The following is a 17,843-nucleotide window of genomic DNA, read 5'->3' on the forward strand; positions in this document are numbered from 1 at the left end:
AGGGCCTTATTGGCTGGAAACGGAAGTGGTTGGCGTCGCCTGGCGAGGCGCGGGCATGAAGAACATCACCAGTGCCAGCAGCAGATAAATCAGGTACGCGCCCAAGGTGCTGACGGTCGGCGCATCCTGATAACCGAACATGCCGGCCAGCACCGAGCCCAGCGGGCCGTCCATCGGCAGCGTCGCGCTGAAGTCGAACAGCACCGTTTGCAGGTGATTCCACAGCCCGGCTTCATGCAGCGCCTGCACCGAGTTGGCGAGAATCCCGGCGGCGACCACAAGGATGAACAATCCGGTCCACTTGAAGAACGCCGAAAGATTGAGGCGCATGCTGCCGCTGTAGATCAGGAAACCGACGATCACCGCCAGAATCAGGCCGAGCAGGGCGCCAATCGGCGCGCCCGGGCCTTCGCTTTGCTGGAACACGGCGAGCAGGAAGAACACCGTCTCCAGGCCTTCGCGAGCGACGGCGAAGAAGACCATGGCGATCAATGCAATCACCTGATGCCTGGATTGCGTCAGCGCCTGATCCAGCGAGGCTTGCAGCGAGTGCTTGATCGACCGCGCGACCTTGCGCATCCAGAACACCATCGAACTGAGAATGCCCACGGCGACCAGACCGACCACGCCTTCGAACAGCTCCTGCTGCTTTTGCGGGAATTCAGCGCTCACCAGCTCTAGACCGCCGCCAACCAGCAGGGCAAGGGCGGCGGCGAGGAAAACGCCGATCCACACCGCTGGCATCCATTGGCCACGGCCGGTCTGCTGCAAATAACTGGCGATAATGCCGACGATAAGCGCGGCCTCGATGCCTTCGCGCAACATGATCAAAAAGGGAACGAGCATTGGCGAGCCACAGCGATTTAGATAGGAGGCTAAGTTGTAACATAATGACACTCATTCCCAAATGGCATTCATTGACATTTAGCTGAACCTTAGCTGAACAACTGTGATTCCTGTGGGAGCGAGCCTGCTCGCGAATGCGGTATGCCTGTGACATTTCTTTATCTGACACACCGCGTTCGCGAGCAGGCTCGCTCCCACATTGGCCCTGCGGTGACTTCCGCAGCTGGGTTAAGATGCCCACCACCGAAAAACAACAAGGCTCACCTCGCTCCATGGCGGAAAAAGACACCATTGCCATTCAACTGGTGCGCGAAGCGCTGCTGCAAAGTTGCGCCCCGGGCGCGGCGACGGATGAGGCGTTGAGCAAGGTCGGCATCGAACCGGCTTTGTTAGCGGCCGATGAAGGCAGGGTGCCGGCCTCACAATACGCCAGACTATGGCGCCTGCTGGCACGACGCGGTGATGACGAGTTCTTTGGCATGGACCCACGCCCGCTCAAGTCCGGCAGCCTGGCATTTTTGTGTCGCAGCGCCATGGCGCAACCGACGCTGGCGGCGGCGCTGGATACCGGTCTGACGTTCCTGTCGCTGATGCTGGAAAAACTGCCGGCGCAACTGGTGCATCAGCAGAGCCTTGCGGAAATCGTCCTGCTCGAAGACGACGCCGAACCGCGCCGCGCCTTTACCTATTTCACTTACTGGATGATCGTGCACGGCGTCGCGTGCTGGCTGGCCGGGCGGCGGATTCCGATTCTGGCGATTGAACTGCGCTGCGCCGAACCGGATTTCACTGATGACTATCGGGTGATGTTTTCGGAAAACCTGCGGTTTGAGCGCCCGCGCACACGAATGATCTTTTCCGCTGATTGCCTCGATCTGCCGATCAAACGCAGTGCCGAAGAACTCAAGCGCTTCCTGGCCCAGGCGCCGGCGAACATTCTGGTCAAGTATCGCGACCCCGACAGCCTCGCCAGCCGGATCAAGCATGATCTGCGGCAAGTGCCCGCCGAGCATTGGCCGGAAACCGAGGCGCTGGCCCAGCAACTGTGCATGTCCGCGTCGACACTACGCCGCCGTCTGGCCGAGGAAGGGCAGACTTATCAGGGTCTCAAGGACAGTGTGCGCAAAGAGCTGGCGATCACCTGGCTGGCAGAGCCCTCGATCAGTTTCGTCGAGATTGCTGCACGCCTGGGTTTTGCGGATGCCAGTTCGTTCTACAAGGCGTTTCGCAAATGGTCCGGGTCGAACCCGGGGCATTACCGCACACTGATCCTCAATGAGGTGGTCTGACCCGACGCCTTCGCGAGCAGGCTCGCTCCCACCCTTTGAAATGCATTCCGCTGTAGGAGCTGACGAGTGCAACGAGGCTGCGATCTTTTGATTTTGATTTTCACAATCCAGATCAAGATCAAAAGATCGCAGCCTCGTTGCACTCGTCAGCTCCTACAGGGGACGCGGCCCCAACCTCTTGGCCAAACCAGTCAGCCACTTTGATAACTTTGACCATTGCCCCGAGCCCCGCGCGGCGCGACTATCCCTGTGTTGTTTACGGTTCCCAGCCTAATAAAAACACCGAGGGATTCTGGCAATGCGCGATTACTTGTCTGCTACCGAACAGTTCGATTATCAGCACACCGTCGACGCGGCACTCAGCGGCACGCTTGCTGCCCTCAACGCCTGCGTCGAATGTTGCGACCGCCATGCCTTGCCCGGGCGCATCGCGTTGTTCTGGGAAGGACGCGACGGATCGAGTGCGACTTACACCTTCACTGATCTGCTAGACAAAGCCGCGCGTTTCGCCAATTACCTCCTCGCCCAAGGCGTGCAAAAGGGCGACAAGGTCGCCGGCCTGCTGCCGCGCAACGTCGAATTACTCATCACCGTGCTCGCAACCTGGCGCATCGGCGCGGTGTACCAACCGCTATTCACCGCGTTCGGCCCCAAAGCCCTCGAACATCGCCTGAACAGTTCCGGGGCGAAAGTCGTGGTCACCGACGCGGTCAATCGGCCCAAGCTCAATGAAGTCAGCGCATGCCCGACCATCGTCACCGTTGGTGGCGCCAAAGGTCAGGGCATTGTTTGCGGTGATTTCAGTTTCTGGGCTGAGCTGGCCAACTATTCCAATGTTTGCGAGCCGGTATTGCTGACCGGCGAAGACCCGTTCCTGCTGATGTTTACCTCGGGCACCACGGGGCCGGCGAAAGCGCTGTCAGTACCGCTCAAAGCCATCGTCGCTTTCCAGAGCTACACCCGCGATGCGGTGGACCTGCGCCCTGAAGACGCGTTCTGGAACGTCGCCGATCCGGGCTGGGCGTACGGCATTTATTTCGGCGTGACCGGGCCGTTGGCGCTGGGCCACCCGATTACCTTTTACGATGGCCCGTTCACCCTCGAAAGCACCTGCCGGGTGATCAACAAATACGGCATTACCAATCTCACCGGCTCGCCGACTGCCTATCGCTTGCTGATAGCCGGGGGAGAGGAGTTCGCCAAATCGATCAAGGGCAAACTGCGCATCGTCAGCAGCGCCGGTGAGCCGCTGAACCCGGAAGTGATCCGCTGGTTCGCCGACAACCTCGACGTGGTCATCCACGACCATTACGGCCAGACCGAACTGGGCATGGTGCTGTGCAACCACCACGGCCTCGAGCACCCGGTGCATGTCGGCGCCGCCGGTTTCGCTTCGCCGGGCCATCGCATCGTCGTGCTCGATGAGCAATACAACGAACTCGGCGTCGGTCAGCCGGGCATTCTCGCCATCGACCGTCCGCAGTCGCCGATGTGCTGGTTCGGCGGCTACGAAGGCGCGCCGACCAAGGCCTTCGTCGGCAACTACTACCTGAGCGGCGACACCGTGGAATGGAACCCGGACGGCAGCATCAGCTTCGTCGGCCGCAGTGATGATGTGATCACCACTTCGGGCTACCGCGTCGGCCCGTTCGACGTGGAAAGTGCCCTGATCGAACACCCTGCCGTGGTCGAAGCGGCGGTCGTCGGCAAGCCCGACCCGGAACGCACCGAACTGGTCAAAGCCTTCGTCGTGCTGAGCGCGCAGTACCGCGCCGCGCCGGAGCTGGCCGAAGAACTGCGCCAACACGTACGCAAGCGTCTGGCCGCGCATTCGTACCCGCGTGAAATCGAATTTGTCAGCGAATTGCCCAAAACCCCGAGTGGCAAATTGCAGCGCTTTATCTTGCGCAACCAGGAAATCGCCAAGGCTCAAGAGGCCGCGGCGCACAACGTTTCAGCTTGAATCCAAGGAAACACCGTCATGCAGATCGAGAACAAGGTTTTTATCGTCACCGGCGGCGCATCAGGCCTCGGTGCCGCCAGCGCTGAATTGCTGGTCAGTGCCGGCGCCAAAGTCATGCTGGTCGACATGAACGCCGAAGCCGTCGCCGCTCAGGCTCAGCGCCTGGGTGCGCAAAGTGTGGTTGCCGACATCAGCAATGAAGCCGCCGCCGAAGCCGCTGTGCAGGCGACCGTTGCCGCGTTTGGCAGCGTCAATGGCCTGATCAACTGCGCCGGCATCGTCCGTGGCGAGAAGATCCTCGGCAAGAACGGCCCGCACGCACTCAGCAGTTTCGCGCAAGTGATCAACGTCAACCTGATCGGCAGTTTCAACATGCTGCGCCTCGCCGCTGCGGCGATTGCCGAAAGCGAAGCCAATGCTGACGGTGAGCGCGGAGTAATCATCAACACCGCCTCGGTCGCAGCGTTCGACGGCCAGATCGGCCAGGCTGCGTACTCGGCATCCAAAGGCGCAATCGCCAGCCTGACCCTGCCAGCCGCCCGCGAACTGGCGCGCTTCGGCATCCGCGTGATGACCATCGCCCCGGGCATCTTCGAAACGCCGATGATGGCCGGCATGACCCCGGAAGTGCGCGACTCGCTGGCCGCCGGCGTGCCATTCCCGCCGCGGCTGGGCAAGCCTGGCGAATACGCCGCGCTGGTGCGCCACATCATCGAAAACAGCATGCTCAATGGCGAGGTGATCCGTCTCGACGGCGCCTTGCGCATGGCCGCCAAGTAAAGAGGATTAGTCATGACTATTGCCAACGATCCAATTGTTATCGTCAGCGCTGTCCGCACACCGATGGGCGGTTTTCAGGGCGAGCTGAAAAGCCTTACCGCACCGCAACTCGGCGCGGCGGCGATCAAGGCTGCGGTCGAACGCGCCGGTGTCGCCTGCGACGCGGTTGATGAAGTGCTGTTCGGCTGCGTACTGCCTGCCGGCCTCGGCCAGGCACCGGCTCGCCAGGCTGCGCTGGGCGCCGGGCTGGATAAATCGACGCGCTGCTCCACCGTCAACAAGATGTGCGGCTCGGGCATGCAGACCACCATCATGGCCCACGACATGCTGCTCGCCGGCAGTGCCGACGTGGTGATCGCCGGCGGTATGGAAAGCATGTCCAACTCGCCGTACCTGCTCGATCGCGCCCGCGCCGGCTATCGCATGGGCCATGGCCGCGTGCTCGATTCGATGTTCCTCGACGGCCTCGAAGACGCCTACGACAAGGGCCGCCTGATGGGCACCTTCGCCGAGGATTGCGCCGAGGCCAACGGCTTCAGCCGCGAAGCGCAGGACGCTTTCGCCATTGCCTCGACCACCCGCGCGCAACAGGCGATCAAGGATGGCAGCTTCAAGGACGAAATCGTCCCGCTGACGGTGACCGTCGGCAAAGAGCAGGTGGTGATCAGCAACGATGAACAGCCGCCAAAAGCCAAACTCGACAAGGTTGCCTCGCTGAAACCGGCGTTCCGCGAGGGCGGCACGGTCACGGCGGCCAACTCCAGCTCGATTTCCGACGGCGCAGCGGCGCTGGTGCTGATGCGACAGTCCCACGCGCAGCAACTGGGCCTCAAGCCACTGGCGGTGATTCATGGCCACGCTGCGTTCGCTGATACCCCTGGGCTGTTTCCCACTGCACCGATTGGCGCGATCAAGAAACTGGTGAAGAAGACTGGTTGGACGCTGGATCAAGTGGATCTGTTTGAAGTGAACGAAGCGTTTGCCGTGGTCGGCATGGCGGCGATGACGCACCTAGAGATTCCCCACGACAAGCTCAACGTGCACGGCGGCGCTTGTGCGCTGGGCCACCCGATCGGCGCCTCGGGCGCGCGGATCCTGGTGACGTTGCTCGCGGCGCTGCGGCAGAAACAGCTCAAGCGCGGCATTGCAGCGATCTGCATTGGCGGCGGCGAAGCCACGGCCATGGCGGTGGAATGCGTTTACTGAAGGCATCGCCGATCAACTGTGGGAGCGAGCCTGCTCGCGAAGACGTCGTTTCAGCCGGCACATGCGTGACTGATACACCGCTTTCGCGAGCAGGCTCGCTCCCACAGGGTTCTATGTCGTACTCAGATTTGAAGGAATCACCATGATCCCCAACGAAGACCAAACCCAGATCCGCGACATGGCCCGGCAGTTTGCCGAGGGGCGGCTCAAGCCGTTCGCCGCCGAGTGGGATCGCGAGCACCGCTTCCCCAGGGAAGCCATCACCGAGATGGCCGAGCTGGGCTTCTTCGGCATGCTCGTGCCGGAGCAGTGGGGCGGCTGTGACACCGGCTACCTCGCGTACGCCATGGCCCTGGAAGAAATCGCCGCCGGCGACGGTGCGTGCTCGACGATCATGAGCGTGCACAACTCGGTCGGCTGCGTGCCGATTCTCAAGTTCGGCAATGACGACCAGCGCGAGCGCTTCCTCAAACCATTGGCCAGCGGCGCCATGCTCGGTGCGTTCGCGCTGACCGAACCGCAGGCCGGTTCCGATGCCAGCAGCCTGAAAACCCGCGCCCGCCTGGAAGGCGATCACTACGTGCTCAACGGTTGCAAGCAGTTCATCACCTCCGGGCAGAACGCCGGCATCGTGATCGTGTTTGCCGTGACTGACCCGAGCGCCGGCAAACGCGGGATCAGCGCGTTTATCGTGCCGACCGACTCGCCCGGCTACAAAGTCGCGCGGGTCGAAGACAAACTCGGCCAGCACGCGTCCGACACCTGCCAGATTCTTTTTGAAGATGTGAAAGTGCCGGTGGCCAATCGGCTGGGCGAGGAGGGCGAGGGCTACAAGATTGCCTTGGCCAACCTCGAAGGCGGCCGCGTCGGTATCGCCTCACAAGCCGTCGGCATGGCCCGCGCTGCGTTCGAGGCCGCGCGTGATTACGCCCGCGAGCGTGACACCTTCGGCAAGCCGATCATCGAGCATCAGGCCGTGGCGTTCCGCCTGGCGGACATGGCCACGCAAATTGCCGTCGCCCGGCAGATGGTGCATTACGCCGCAGCCTTGCGTGACAGCGGCCAACCGGCGCTGGTCGAGGCGTCGATGGCCAAGCTGTTCGCCTCGGAAATGGCCGAGAAGGTCTGTTCCATGGCCTTGCAAACCCTCGGCGGTTACGGTTACCTCAACGACTTCCCGCTGGAACGCATCTACCGCGACGTGCGCGTCTGCCAGATCTACGAAGGCACCAGCGACATTCAGCGCATGGTCATTTCGCGCAATCTCTGACAAGGAATTTTATTCATGACTTACGAAACGATTCTGCTGGAAACCCGCGACCGCGTCGGCCTGATCACCCTCAACCGGCCGCAGGCGCTGAACGCGCTGAACGCGCAACTGGTCAGCGAAGTGAACCACGCCCTCGATACGCTGGAAGCCGATGCGCACATTGGCTGCATCGTCCTCACCGGTTCGAAAAAAGCCTTCGCCGCTGGCGCGGACATCAAGGAAATGGCCGAACTGACCTATCCGCAGATCTACATGGACGATCTGTTCAGCGACAGCGATCGAGTGGCCAACCGACGCAAGCCGATCATCGCCGCGGTCAATGGTTTCGCCCTCGGCGGCGGCTGTGAACTGGCACTGATGTGCGACTTCATTCTGGCTGGCGACAACGCCAGATTCGGCCAGCCGGAAATCAACCTCGGCGTGCTGCCGGGCATGGGCGGCACCCAGCGCCTGACCCGCGCCGTGGGCAAAGCCAAAGCCATGGAAATGTGCCTGAGCGGGCGCATGATCGACGCGGTGGAAGCCGAGCGCTGCGGCATCGTCGCGCGGATCGTGCCGAGCGATGAGCTGCTTGATGAGGCGCTGAAAGTTGCAGCGGTGATCGCCGGCAAGTCATTGCCGATTGCGATGATGATCAAGGAGAGCGTCAACCGCGCGTTCGAGGTCAACCTGACCGAGGGCGTGCGCTTTGAGCGCCGGGTGTTCCATGCCGCGTTTGCGACGCAGGATCAGAAGGAAGGGATGGCGGCGTTTATTGCCAAGCGTGAGGCTGCATTCCAAGGCAAATAGATGCGGTGCCTAAGCTGACGCTTTCGCGAGCAGGCTCGCTCCCACTGGATCTGCACCGTCCAATGTGGGAGCGAGCCTGCTCGCGAAGCTTTTACAGCTGATAGTTCTTCAAATCCCGCGCAATCACCATCCGCTGTATCTCGCTCGACCCTTCATAGATCTGGGTAATCCGCGCGTCGCGGTAGTACTTCTCGACCGGGTAATCCTCCAGATAGCCATAGCCGCCATGAATCTGGATCGCCGATGAGCAGACCTTCTCGGCCATTTCCGACGCAAAAAGCTTGGCCTGTGACGCCTCGGACAAGCATGGTTTGCCCGCCGTCCTCAGACGCGCCGCATGCAGGATTAGCAACCGTGCGGCGTTGATTTGCATGTGCATGTCAGCCAGCAGGTTGGCAATGCTCTGGTGCTCGATGATCGGTTTGTCGAATTGCACCCGGTCTTTCGAATAGGCCAGCGCCGCTTCAAACGCTGCCCGAGCGATGCCCAACGCTTGCGCGGCGATGCCGATGCGTCCGCCTTCAAGGTTGGACAGGGCAATCGCCAGGCCCTTGCCGCGTTCGCCGAGCAGGTTGGCTTCGGGAATGCCGCAGTTGTTCAGCGTCACCGCGCAGGTGTCGGACGCTCGGATGCCCATTTTGTGTTCGGTGCGATCGACGATGAAACCCGGTGTGTCGGTCGGTACCAGAAACGCCGACAGGCCTTTCTTGCCCAAGTCCGGATCGGTTACCGCGAAGACGATCGCCAGTTTTGCCCGTTTGCCATTGCTGACAAATTGCTTGGCGCCGTTGATCACCCATTGACCATCACGCTGTTCGGCGCGGGTGCGCAGGTTGTGCGCTTCGGAGCCGGCCTGGGGTTCGGTCAGGCAGAAGCAACCGATGGTCTGCCCACTGGCCAGATCGGCCAGCCAGGTCTGTTTCTGTTCGGCGCTGCCGTAGTTGAGCACCGGGCCGCAGCCGACCGAGTTATGGATGCTCATGAACGCACCGGTGGCGCCATCGCCAGCGGAGATCTCCTCAACCGCCAGCGCATAGGCGACATAATCGACGTAAGTGCCGCCCCATTCCTCGGGCACAACCATGCCGAGCAGGCCCAGCTCACCCATCTTCGCCACCAGCGCGTCGTCGATCCAGCCAGCCTTTTCCCAGGCCTGGGCGTGGGGCGCGATTTCGCCACGGGCAAAATCCCGGGCCATGTCGCGGATCATCACTTGTTCTTCAGTCAGTTCGAGATCGTGCATGACTCAGCTCCCGCTCTCATCAAAACCATGGAAGAAGCTCGTCACCTGCGCAGCGTCCAGCTCAGCGACGGTTGGCGGGTTCCAGCGCGGTGACTTGTCCTTGTCGATCAGCAGGGCGCGCACGCCTTCGATCAGGTCACCACGGGCAAACCACTGGCGATCCAGATGCAGCTCCAGCGCAAAGCAGTGCTCCAGGCTCAAGTGCCTGCCGCGACGGAGCATTTCCAGGGTCACGGCCATGGCCAGCGGCGAGCGGGTTTCCAGCAGATCCGCCGTGGTGAGCGCCCATTCGTGGCTGTCGGCGACAGTGACGGCGCGCAATTGCTCGATCATGCTCGGCACGTCGGGCAAGGCGAAGAAGTGGTCGATGGCCGGGCGCAGTGCCTCGAGTGGTGCGTCCGACAGGGTTTGCACGGCGTGCTTGGCCAGCAGGTTTTGCAGCGACTTGAGCGGCGTGTCCTGCCACTCCATCTGATCGAGTTTCTCGTCGAGCAGCGCCAGTTTGCTGCTGTGCAGATACCAGTCGGCGAGGCCGCAGTAAAGCGCATCGGCGGCGCGAATCTGCACGCCGCTGACGCCCAGATAAATCCCCAGTTCACCGGGGATGCGTGGCAGGAAATAACTGCCGCCGACGTCAGGGAAATAACCGATGGCCACTTCCGGCATCGCCAGTCGGCTCTTCTCGGTGACCACGCGCAGATCGGCGCCTTGCACCAGGCCCATGCCGCCGCCGAGGACAAAACCGTCCATCAGGGCCAGCACCGGTTTGCGGTAGTGATGAATCGTCAGGTCGAGGGCGTATTCCTCGACGAAGAAATCTTCGTGCAGCGTGTCGCCGCTTTTGTAGCTGTCGTACAGCGAACGGATATCACCGCCGGCGCAGAAGGCCTTTTCGCCGGCACCGCGCAATACCACGGCGTGAACATTGGCGTCAGACGCCCAGGCATCGAGCTGCTGTTGCAGCAGACGCACCATGTCGAGAGTGATTGCATTGAGGCCCGCAGGGCGGTTGAGGGTCAGGTGGCCGATATGGTTGCGCACCTCGGCCAGCACGTCGTTTTTCATGGCATCCATGGACGGGGTCCGCCGGGATGAAGCCTGAGCTGTCATCTGTAACTCCCTGCTTTTATTGTCTTTATTCGAATAGCCCGCGCGCGGGCGTTAGCGGATCGTAACAGTGCAAATTTGTCGTGTACAACGGGGATATGTGCAGGGGGAATCTGCGTTTTTCTCTTAGCGCCGCTGTCCGTGTAGGAGCTGCCGAAGGCTGCGATCTTTTGATCTTGATCTTGATCTTGATCTTGATCTTGATCTTGAAAGCAAGATCAACAGATCGCAGCCTCGTTGCACTCGTCAGCTCCTACAAAGGGGTTATCTGAACGTTTCGGTAATGCTGCGGCGCTTGGCGTGCAGTTCGCTGGCGTGGATCAGGCGTTCGAGGTCTTCGGGGGTGACGTCGATGAAGGCTTCCATGTCGGCCAGCGCAAGTTTGAGGTCTTCGGCGGTGATCGCCTGGCGGTCGACCGGGACCACTGGCGGTGCCGGGTCAGCAGCGCGTTTCGGGTAGCGAATGCGAGTCAGGTTGTTATAGGCCAGCGCGCTGATGAGCATGCACAGGGCGCCGAGCATCACCGGCTCCATGGCTTTCCAGTCCATGGCGATGGTTGCGGGGTCGGCCAGTACCAGCGTCAGCGCCAATGCGCCGGCCGGCGGGTGCAGGCAACGCAGCCAGCACATCAGAATCACCGCCATGCCGGCGGCGAGGCAGGCGCTGCCCAGCGTACGGCCAAGCACATGGGCCACCAGCAAGGCGACCACGCCGGCACACAGGTAGCCGCCGAGAATCGACCACGGCTGGGCTAGGGCGCCGGAGGACACCGCGAACAGCAGCACCGCCGAAGCGCCGAGCGGGCCGACCAGGTGAAAGGCAACGTCATGGCCGAACACCTGCGCGCACATCCACACACTGAACAGCGTGCCCAGGCCCATGCCGATCGCGGCACGGCTCCATTCAGTGGGGCGGGTGTTGATGGCAGCGGGCAACCAGCGAGCAAGCATGTAGAACTGATCCTTTACAAAATCCGGGGCAAAAAAAAGGACTTGTCCGGCATATCCGGAAAGCCCTCGAAGCGTTCCAACATTGGGGGAGGAACGCGCGTAGTTTGCCGCGCAAATTCGATGCTGACAAATTCATATAAATGCAGTTTTAGTACACTAATTTTGCATTGAAGCAGTGCGGCGTGCGCTGACGAAGCACAGATAACCGCCCAGCGCTGCCAAGCCGCTCAAGGCATAGAACATGCTCGGCGCCGGCGTGTGCATCAGCAAAAACCCGCACAGCACCGGGCTCGCGCCGCCGCCAAGTGCCGCCAGGTTCTGCGCGCCGTAGTAGCTGCCGCGCAGTCTCTCCGGGGCCAGGGTGTCGACAAAGAGGAAGTCGGCCGGGTAGATGATCATTTCGCCCAGGGTGAAGATGAACATCGCGACGCACCAGCCGAGCAAACTGTCGGCCACGCTGAAACCGATCAAACCGACGATGAACAGCGCGGTACCGCCGGCAATCCAGTGACGCAGGTGCTCACGGCTGAGCCAGCGACCGACCTGGTATTGCAGGAGGATCACCGTGATTGCGTTGCAGGCGAGCAGGGCGGCCATGGTGTCCAGGGTCTGTTGCTGGGAGTGGGTGACCAGCAGGTATTGCGACAGGTACAGGGTGAAGCGCCCGTGCACCAATGTGCTGAGCAGGCAGCCAAGGGTGAACAGCACCATCGTTCTGTCGTTTTTCAGGATCATCAGCGTGTTGAGAAAACTCTGCGGCGCGCTGCCGGCGGATGGACTACGGGAATCCTTGGCCACACCGAGCAGCAGAAAAATACTGCCAATGGCGATCGCACCGGCAACGATGAAAGGTGCGGACGGCTGCACCCCGGCAATCACCACGCCAAGCATCGGGCCGACGGCGTAGCCGATATTGGTCAGCGTGTAATTGAGGGAAAACGCCTTGACCCGCTGGCCGACCGGCAGATTTTCACTGAGGATCGCCTTGGAGCCGATGAGGAACAGCGCCGACGCGGTTTCGCTGATGATCAGCACCACGGTGACCACATAAAGATTCTGCGCGAAGGTCAGCAGGATCAGACCGATACCGCTGGAGAGCATGGCCACAATCAGCAACTGGCGCTTGTCCAGCTTGTCGATGATGTAGCCGCCGTACAGCGACAACAGCGTGGCGCTGAACACGGCGATGCCGAGCAGCAAGCCGACATCCTGCGGATTGAGGCCGAGCTTATTGCTGAGGAACAGTGTCAGCAACGGACTGACCAAGGCGCGGCTGATGACCACGGTCAGCGAGCTGATCATCAACCGGCGAATGAACGGCGAATACATGGCCACGGAAGGGGAATGTCCTTATTCGGGAAGCCTGGGGCGAGCGCCATCCTCTCTGGGCAGCCGCCACCGGTCAAGCTGATATACCAGCGTCCCTGGGAACACATGATTTCCCTGTGGGAGCGAGCCTGCTCGCGAAGGCGGCGGACCAGTCACCTGCGATGTCGCTGACATACCGTATTCGCGAGCAGGCTCGCTCCCACAGGGTCTGTGTAGCTCACAATTTGCAATGACTCCCACAGGGCCAGTTCAAGCCACATCCGACTCCGCCGGCCTCTGCCGCAAGGTGATCGGCAACTTGCACGATTCACCGCGCCCCATCGGGAAATACTGGAAACCATTGCGCGCCAGACGCTCGGCATCGTACAAGTTGCGGCCGTCAAAGATCACCGGGCTATTGAGGCGCTGTTTGATCAGCTCGAAATCCGGCGCCTTGAACTGTTGCCATTCGGTGCAGATGATCAGCGCATCGGCGCCGGCCAGTACCGATTCCGGCGTGCCCATCAGCATCAGTTTTGATTCGTTTGGATAGAGATTCTGGGTTTCCACCATGGCCTCCGGATCGAACGCGCGCACGCTGGCCCCCGCAGCCCATAAATCTTCGAGCAGAACCCGGCTCGGCGCGTCGCGCATGTCGTCGGTGTTGGGCTTGAACGCCAGGCCCCACAGGGCAAAGGTCCTGCCGCGCAAATCGCCCCGGTAGAACGCGTTGATGCGCTCAAACAATTTGTGCTTCTGGCGCTGGTTGATCGCCTCGACCGCTTGCAGCAGATCACTGGAGCAATGCGCCTGTTCGGCACTGTGAATCAACGCGCGCATGTCTTTGGGAAAACACGAACCGCCGTAGCCGCAACCCGGATAGATAAAGTGATAGCCGATCCGCGTATCGGCACCGATGCCTTGGCGCACCGACTCGATGTCCGCACCCAGATGCTCGGCGAGTTCGGCGATCTGGTTGATGAAGCTGATCTTGGTCGCCAGCATGCAGTTAGCGGCGTATTTGGTCAGCTCGGCGCTGCGCAGGTCCATAAACATGATGCGGTCATGGTTGCGGTTGAACGGCGCGTACAGATCGCGCATCACATCGCGCACTTCAGCGCCTTCGCAACCGATGACGATGCGATCCGGCCGCCGGCAATCAGCAACCGCTGAACCTTCCTTGAGAAATTCCGGGTTGGAGACAATATCGAACTGCAGCAGGCGGCCAATCTTGAGCAGGGCTTTTTCGATGTGGCTGCGCAAAGCGTCGCCCGTGCCCACCGGCACTGTGGACTTTTCCACCACGATCAATGGCTGCTGACGATGCCGGGCAATCGCGTCGCCGACCGACAACACGTAGCGCAGGTCCGCCGAACCGTCCTCCCGTGACGGCGTGCCCACCGCGATAAACGCGACCCGCCCATGCAACACCGCGAGTCGCTCATCAGTGGTGAATTGCAGGCGTTTCGAATCCAGGCCCTCACGCACCAGGCTCGCCAGCCCCGGCTCGAAAATACTGACGTGGCCCTGACGCAACTGCTCGATTTTCTGCGCGTCGACATCCATGCACACAACGTCGTGACCGACCTCGGCCAGCACCGCCGCTTGCACCAGACCGACGTAACCACTGCCAAACACCGTGATCTTCATGCCGCACTCCTGCTTGCAGTTCCCTGCACTGAACATAAGAGCGCGATGTTTCAGTTCGCCTACCGTACTGAGGAAGCAGCAAACAGACCGTTCGGGGAATGCCCGATTGACTTTTACCGCCTCGAACGGCAGGTTGTCGGCCTTTCGCGGCAACCCCTTTCATTGAGTCATGCCGTTTTTTGCGTTTCATTTCATGCATTTATTGTTTTTGTTGAATCGTTTTTTATTTCAAGGCCGTTTCGTTTGAGTGATTTGTCGAGTACCCAACCCACACCGTCCAACAGCAATCCGCTGACCGTTTACCTGGCGCGACTGGCACCTTCCAGCCAGTTGACCATGCGCTATGTGCTGCAAGATGCCGCTGACCGCCTCGGTTTCGAGGACGTCGATATCGAAGAAATCCCCTGGCACGGCCTGCAACCGGAAGACGTGGTGGCGCTGGTCGCCGCTTTGCGTGCCGACGGTTATGCACCGAACACCTCGTCGCTGTACGTGAACGCCGTGCGCGGGGTGATGAACGAAGCGTGGCGCATGAGCCTGATCAGCCAGGATCACCTGTTGAAGATGCGTTCGGTCAAGGGCATAGCCGGCACACGGCTGTCCCAGGGGCGCAACCTCAAGCGCACGCTGATTCACGAACTGATGGAAGTCTGCGCTGCCGACCCGCGCCCGCAGGGTTTGCGTGATGCGGCGGTGATAGCGTTGCTGTACGGCACCGGCATGCGCAAGTCGGAATCGGTGGATCTGGATCTGAGTCAGGTCGACTTCAAAGAGCGCAGCCTGACGGTGACCGGTAAGGGCAACAAACAGCTGATCAAGTACGCGCCGGCCTGGGCCTTTGCCAAGCTTGATGCCTGGCTGGAACTGCGTCGTTCACAGCTCAAGGAAGGCGAGAGCGACGATGCTTTTCTGTTCAACCGCATTCGCCGGGGCAGCCACATCACCCGCGAGCGCATTACCAAACACGCGATTTACTACATCGCCCGCCAGCGCGGTACGCAGGTCGGGGTGAAAATCATGCCGCATGACTTCCGTCGTTCGTTCATCACCCGGGTGATCGAGGAACACGACCTGTCGATCGCCCAGAAACTGGCGCATCACAGCAATATCCAGACGACCGCCAACTATGATGTGCGCGATGACAACGAGCGACGGCGAGCGGTGGATCGCTTCGATTTGTAGGCTGAGTCAGTTTTGCACCGGGCAGCGCGAGCCGCTCGCAGCCTGAGTGATTTGCGCAGCAAGGCGTTTGACGTTGCTCTGCTGCGCCGTCACCAGTTCCTCGATGCTCGGCCCTGAAGGCGTCTGCAACACCGAGCGGCAGGTGAGCAGCGCCGCGTCCGTTGCATCCAGCGGGCGCACTCGCCATTTCACATCGATCAAGGCGTACTGGCCGGGAATCGAATCGAAGCGCTGCACATCGACGCGCACCGATGCTCGATGCTGGCCGACGCCGCCGCTCAATTGATCGGCCAGCGCACCGCGCAACTCATCGGCAAGCGTGGCGCTCCACCAGTCGGTATCGAGGATGGCCACGCCGCTGTTGCCCTGGCGAATCACAATCTGCGCGCGATCGACCTGCGGCGGCACGCTGATGCTTTCGATGGCGATGTCGGCGCCGTTGCGACTGGCGCCCGGTTGCGCCGGGACCAGCGTGTGAAAGCTGATCGGGTCGCTACGGCACGCAGTCAGCAGCACGAACGCAGCGAGCATGGTGATCTTCAACGGTAAAGCCATGGATGCAGCTCCTGTGCTCAATTGCGTGGCGGTCCTTTGAGGTCCAGCGGCGCGGCGTTGTCGGGACGCCCGCGAATCAGCGACTCAGGGTGGCGACCGAGGTAATCCGACAGCTCTCGCAACGAGCGCGACATGCGCCCGAGCTCGTCGAGGGTCTCGGTGAGTTGCTCGCGTTGCGGAGAGTCCTCGGCCAAAGTCGAATTGGCGGACTGCAACGTCTTGCTGACGTCGGCGAGGGTACTCTGCACCCCCGGCAGGGTCTTGGCATTGAACTGCTTAAGGCCCTTGCGCAGCTCGACCAGATTGCCGTCGAGGTTGCTGGCGATGCGTTCAACCGGCAATGCGTTGATCTTGTTGACCATCGCCTCGAGTTTTTCCTGCAACTGTTCGAGGCTGCCAGGGACGGTCGGAATGGTGACCGGCCGTGCCTTGGGGTCGAACGCGACTTTCGGCGCTTTGGGGTAGAAATCCAGCGAGATATACAACTGACCGGTGAGCAGATTGCCATTGCGGGCCTGGGCGCGCAGGCCATTTTCAATGAATGTGCCGATCAGGCGCGCGCCGGTGGCCTCGTCGTTTTCGTCGCCATGGTAGGTCTTCAGAATCTTCGCGTGGGCACGGCCGAGTCGCTGCGGATAAATGACGATGCCGACATTCACCGGAAAGGTGCGCTTGACCTCGTCGAAGTCGAGATTGACTGCCACCACCCGGCCGATTTCGATGCCGAGAAACTCGACAGGCGCATCGACCTTGAGCCCGCGCAAGGCCTGATCAAACCGCAGCGACAGGTATTGCGCCTTGCCGTCGGGCGGGGCGAGGGCGGCGGTCTGATTGGCGAACAGTTCGAAACTCTTGTCGTCGCTGGCCGGCTTATCGTCGGGGCTGTAGTCCGGGGCGCGGAATGCGATGCCGCCGACCAGCAGGGTCGACAGCGATTCGGTTTTCACGGCAAAGCCGTTGGCGCCGACATTGATGTCGATACCGCTGGCGTTCCAGAAGCGGGTATTTTCGGTGACGTAGACATCGTTGGGCGAATGCACGAACACTTCGATATTGACGCCTTTACCGTCCGGGTCCAGCGCGTAGGACACAACCTGGCCGACGGGAATCTTGCGGTAATAAACGGGCGAGCCGATGTCCAGCGAGCCAAGGTCGGCGGTATGCAGGGTGAAGCGCTTGCCCGGCTCGCCGTAAGTAATCGGCGGCGGATTCTCGAGACCCTTGAAGTTTTTCGAGCGGGTATTGGCCTGGCCAATGTCGGCGCCGATGTAATCGCCCGACAGCAGCGTATCGATGCCCGAGACACCGCCGGCGCCGATACGGGGACGCACGACCCAGAATTGCGAGTCCTCGCGGGTAAAGGCTTCGGCTTGCTTGGCCAGTTTGATCGTGGCGTTGACATGTCTATGGTCGTTGGCCAGTTCGACGTCGGAGACATGGCCAATGACCACGTTGCGGTATCTGACTTCGGTCTTGTTGGCGGTGAGGCCATCGCCAGTCTTGAAGGTGACGGTGATGACCGGGCCTTCCTGAAGGATGTTGTGAATCACCAGCGAAATGCCCACCAGCACCGCCACAATCGGCACGATCCATACCAGTGAAATAGCGAAACGGCGGGTTTTGATCGGCGCCTGGCCGGGTGCTCGCGGCTCATCGCTGGCTGACGACTTCATCCATGTCCTCCTCAATTAATCGGGCACTGAG

Annotated in this window: 15 protein-coding genes; 7 read left to right on the forward strand and 8 right to left on the reverse strand. The window is 61.2% G+C overall.

What is annotated here, in order from left to right; genetic code table 11:
• Positions 1–6: 6 nt before the first annotated feature.
• Positions 7–846, reverse strand: a complete 840-nt coding sequence (gene efeU, locus PspCFBP13508_RS02810) for an iron uptake transporter permease EfeU (protein WP_041480384.1) — start codon at positions 844–846, stop codon at positions 7–9.
• Positions 847–1,118: 272 nt separating this feature from the next.
• Here efeU and PspCFBP13508_RS02815 point away from each other — a divergent pair, with 272 nt between their 5' ends.
• From PspCFBP13508_RS02815 to PspCFBP13508_RS02840, 6 genes are all read left to right on the forward strand, one after another.
• On the forward strand, positions 1,119–2,135 hold the full coding sequence (locus PspCFBP13508_RS02815; protein WP_130910546.1) for an AraC family transcriptional regulator: 1,017 nt from the start codon (positions 1,119–1,121) through the stop codon (positions 2,133–2,135).
• Positions 2,136–2,433: 298 nt separating this feature from the next.
• Positions 2,434–4,098: an AMP-binding protein gene (locus PspCFBP13508_RS02820; protein ID WP_137213576.1), complete on the forward strand. Its 1,665-nt coding sequence runs from the start codon at positions 2,434–2,436 to the stop codon at positions 4,096–4,098.
• Between the two features lie 18 nt (positions 4,099–4,116).
• A complete protein-coding gene (locus PspCFBP13508_RS02825) occupies positions 4,117–4,878 on the forward strand; it encodes an SDR family NAD(P)-dependent oxidoreductase (RefSeq protein WP_137213577.1) in 762 nt (253 codons plus the stop codon).
• 12 nt (positions 4,879–4,890) lie between these two features.
• A complete protein-coding gene (locus tag PspCFBP13508_RS02830) occupies positions 4,891–6,084 on the forward strand; it encodes an acetyl-CoA C-acyltransferase (RefSeq protein ID WP_137213578.1) in 1,194 nt (397 codons plus the stop codon).
• 142 nt (positions 6,085–6,226) lie between these two features.
• On the forward strand, positions 6,227–7,354 hold the full coding sequence (locus tag PspCFBP13508_RS02835; protein ID WP_137213579.1) for an acyl-CoA dehydrogenase: 1,128 nt from the start codon (positions 6,227–6,229) through the stop codon (positions 7,352–7,354).
• A 15-nt stretch (positions 7,355–7,369) separates the two neighbouring features.
• Complete coding sequence (locus tag PspCFBP13508_RS02840; RefSeq protein WP_024012950.1) at positions 7,370–8,143, forward strand: enoyl-CoA hydratase; 774 nt, start codon at positions 7,370–7,372, stop codon at positions 8,141–8,143.
• A 91-nt stretch (positions 8,144–8,234) separates the two neighbouring features.
• Here PspCFBP13508_RS02840 and PspCFBP13508_RS02845 read toward each other — a convergent pair whose 3' ends face one another.
• The 5 genes from PspCFBP13508_RS02845 to PspCFBP13508_RS02865 form a co-directional block, all read right to left on the reverse strand.
• On the reverse strand, positions 8,235–9,386 hold the full coding sequence (locus tag PspCFBP13508_RS02845; RefSeq protein WP_137213580.1) for an acyl-CoA dehydrogenase family protein: 1,152 nt from the start codon (positions 9,384–9,386) through the stop codon (positions 8,235–8,237).
• Positions 9,387–9,389: 3 nt separating this feature from the next.
• Positions 9,390–10,496, reverse strand: coding sequence for an enoyl-CoA hydratase/isomerase family protein (locus tag PspCFBP13508_RS02850; protein ID WP_137213581.1), 1,107 nt, complete (start codon positions 10,494–10,496; stop codon positions 9,390–9,392).
• Positions 10,497–10,757: 261 nt separating this feature from the next.
• On the reverse strand, positions 10,758–11,444 hold the full coding sequence (locus PspCFBP13508_RS02855) for an HPP family protein (RefSeq protein WP_071172429.1): 687 nt from the start codon (positions 11,442–11,444) through the stop codon (positions 10,758–10,760).
• A gap of 156 nt (positions 11,445–11,600) precedes the next feature.
• On the reverse strand, positions 11,601–12,779 hold the full coding sequence (locus PspCFBP13508_RS02860) for an MFS transporter (RefSeq protein ID WP_137213582.1): 1,179 nt from the start codon (positions 12,777–12,779) through the stop codon (positions 11,601–11,603).
• Between the two features lie 243 nt (positions 12,780–13,022).
• Entirely contained in the window at positions 13,023–14,402 is a 1,380-nt protein-coding gene (locus PspCFBP13508_RS02865; protein ID WP_137213583.1) for a UDP-glucose/GDP-mannose dehydrogenase family protein, read from the reverse strand.
• A 243-nt stretch (positions 14,403–14,645) separates the two neighbouring features.
• Here PspCFBP13508_RS02865 and PspCFBP13508_RS02870 point away from each other — a divergent pair, with 243 nt between their 5' ends.
• Complete coding sequence (locus PspCFBP13508_RS02870) at positions 14,646–15,584, forward strand: tyrosine-type recombinase/integrase (RefSeq protein ID WP_330221325.1); 939 nt, start codon at positions 14,646–14,648, stop codon at positions 15,582–15,584.
• Positions 15,585–15,590: 6 nt separating this feature from the next.
• On the opposite strand, the gene PspCFBP13508_RS02875 is transcribed toward PspCFBP13508_RS02870, so the two are convergent.
• Entirely contained in the window at positions 15,591–16,139 is a 549-nt protein-coding gene (locus tag PspCFBP13508_RS02875; protein ID WP_137213584.1) for a PqiC family protein, read from the reverse strand.
• A 17-nt stretch (positions 16,140–16,156) separates the two neighbouring features.
• Positions 16,157–17,812 (reverse strand): MlaD family protein, encoded by a 1,656-nt coding sequence (locus PspCFBP13508_RS02880; protein ID WP_130910171.1) that lies wholly within the window; start codon positions 17,810–17,812, stop codon positions 16,157–16,159.
• Positions 17,813–17,843 lie beyond the last annotated feature (31 nt).

Origin of the sequence: Pseudomonas sp. CFBP13508, from assembly GCF_005233515.1 — a bacterium.
In the GTDB taxonomy this organism is placed as follows: domain Bacteria; phylum Pseudomonadota; class Gammaproteobacteria; order Pseudomonadales; family Pseudomonadaceae; genus Aquipseudomonas; species Aquipseudomonas mercuritolerans.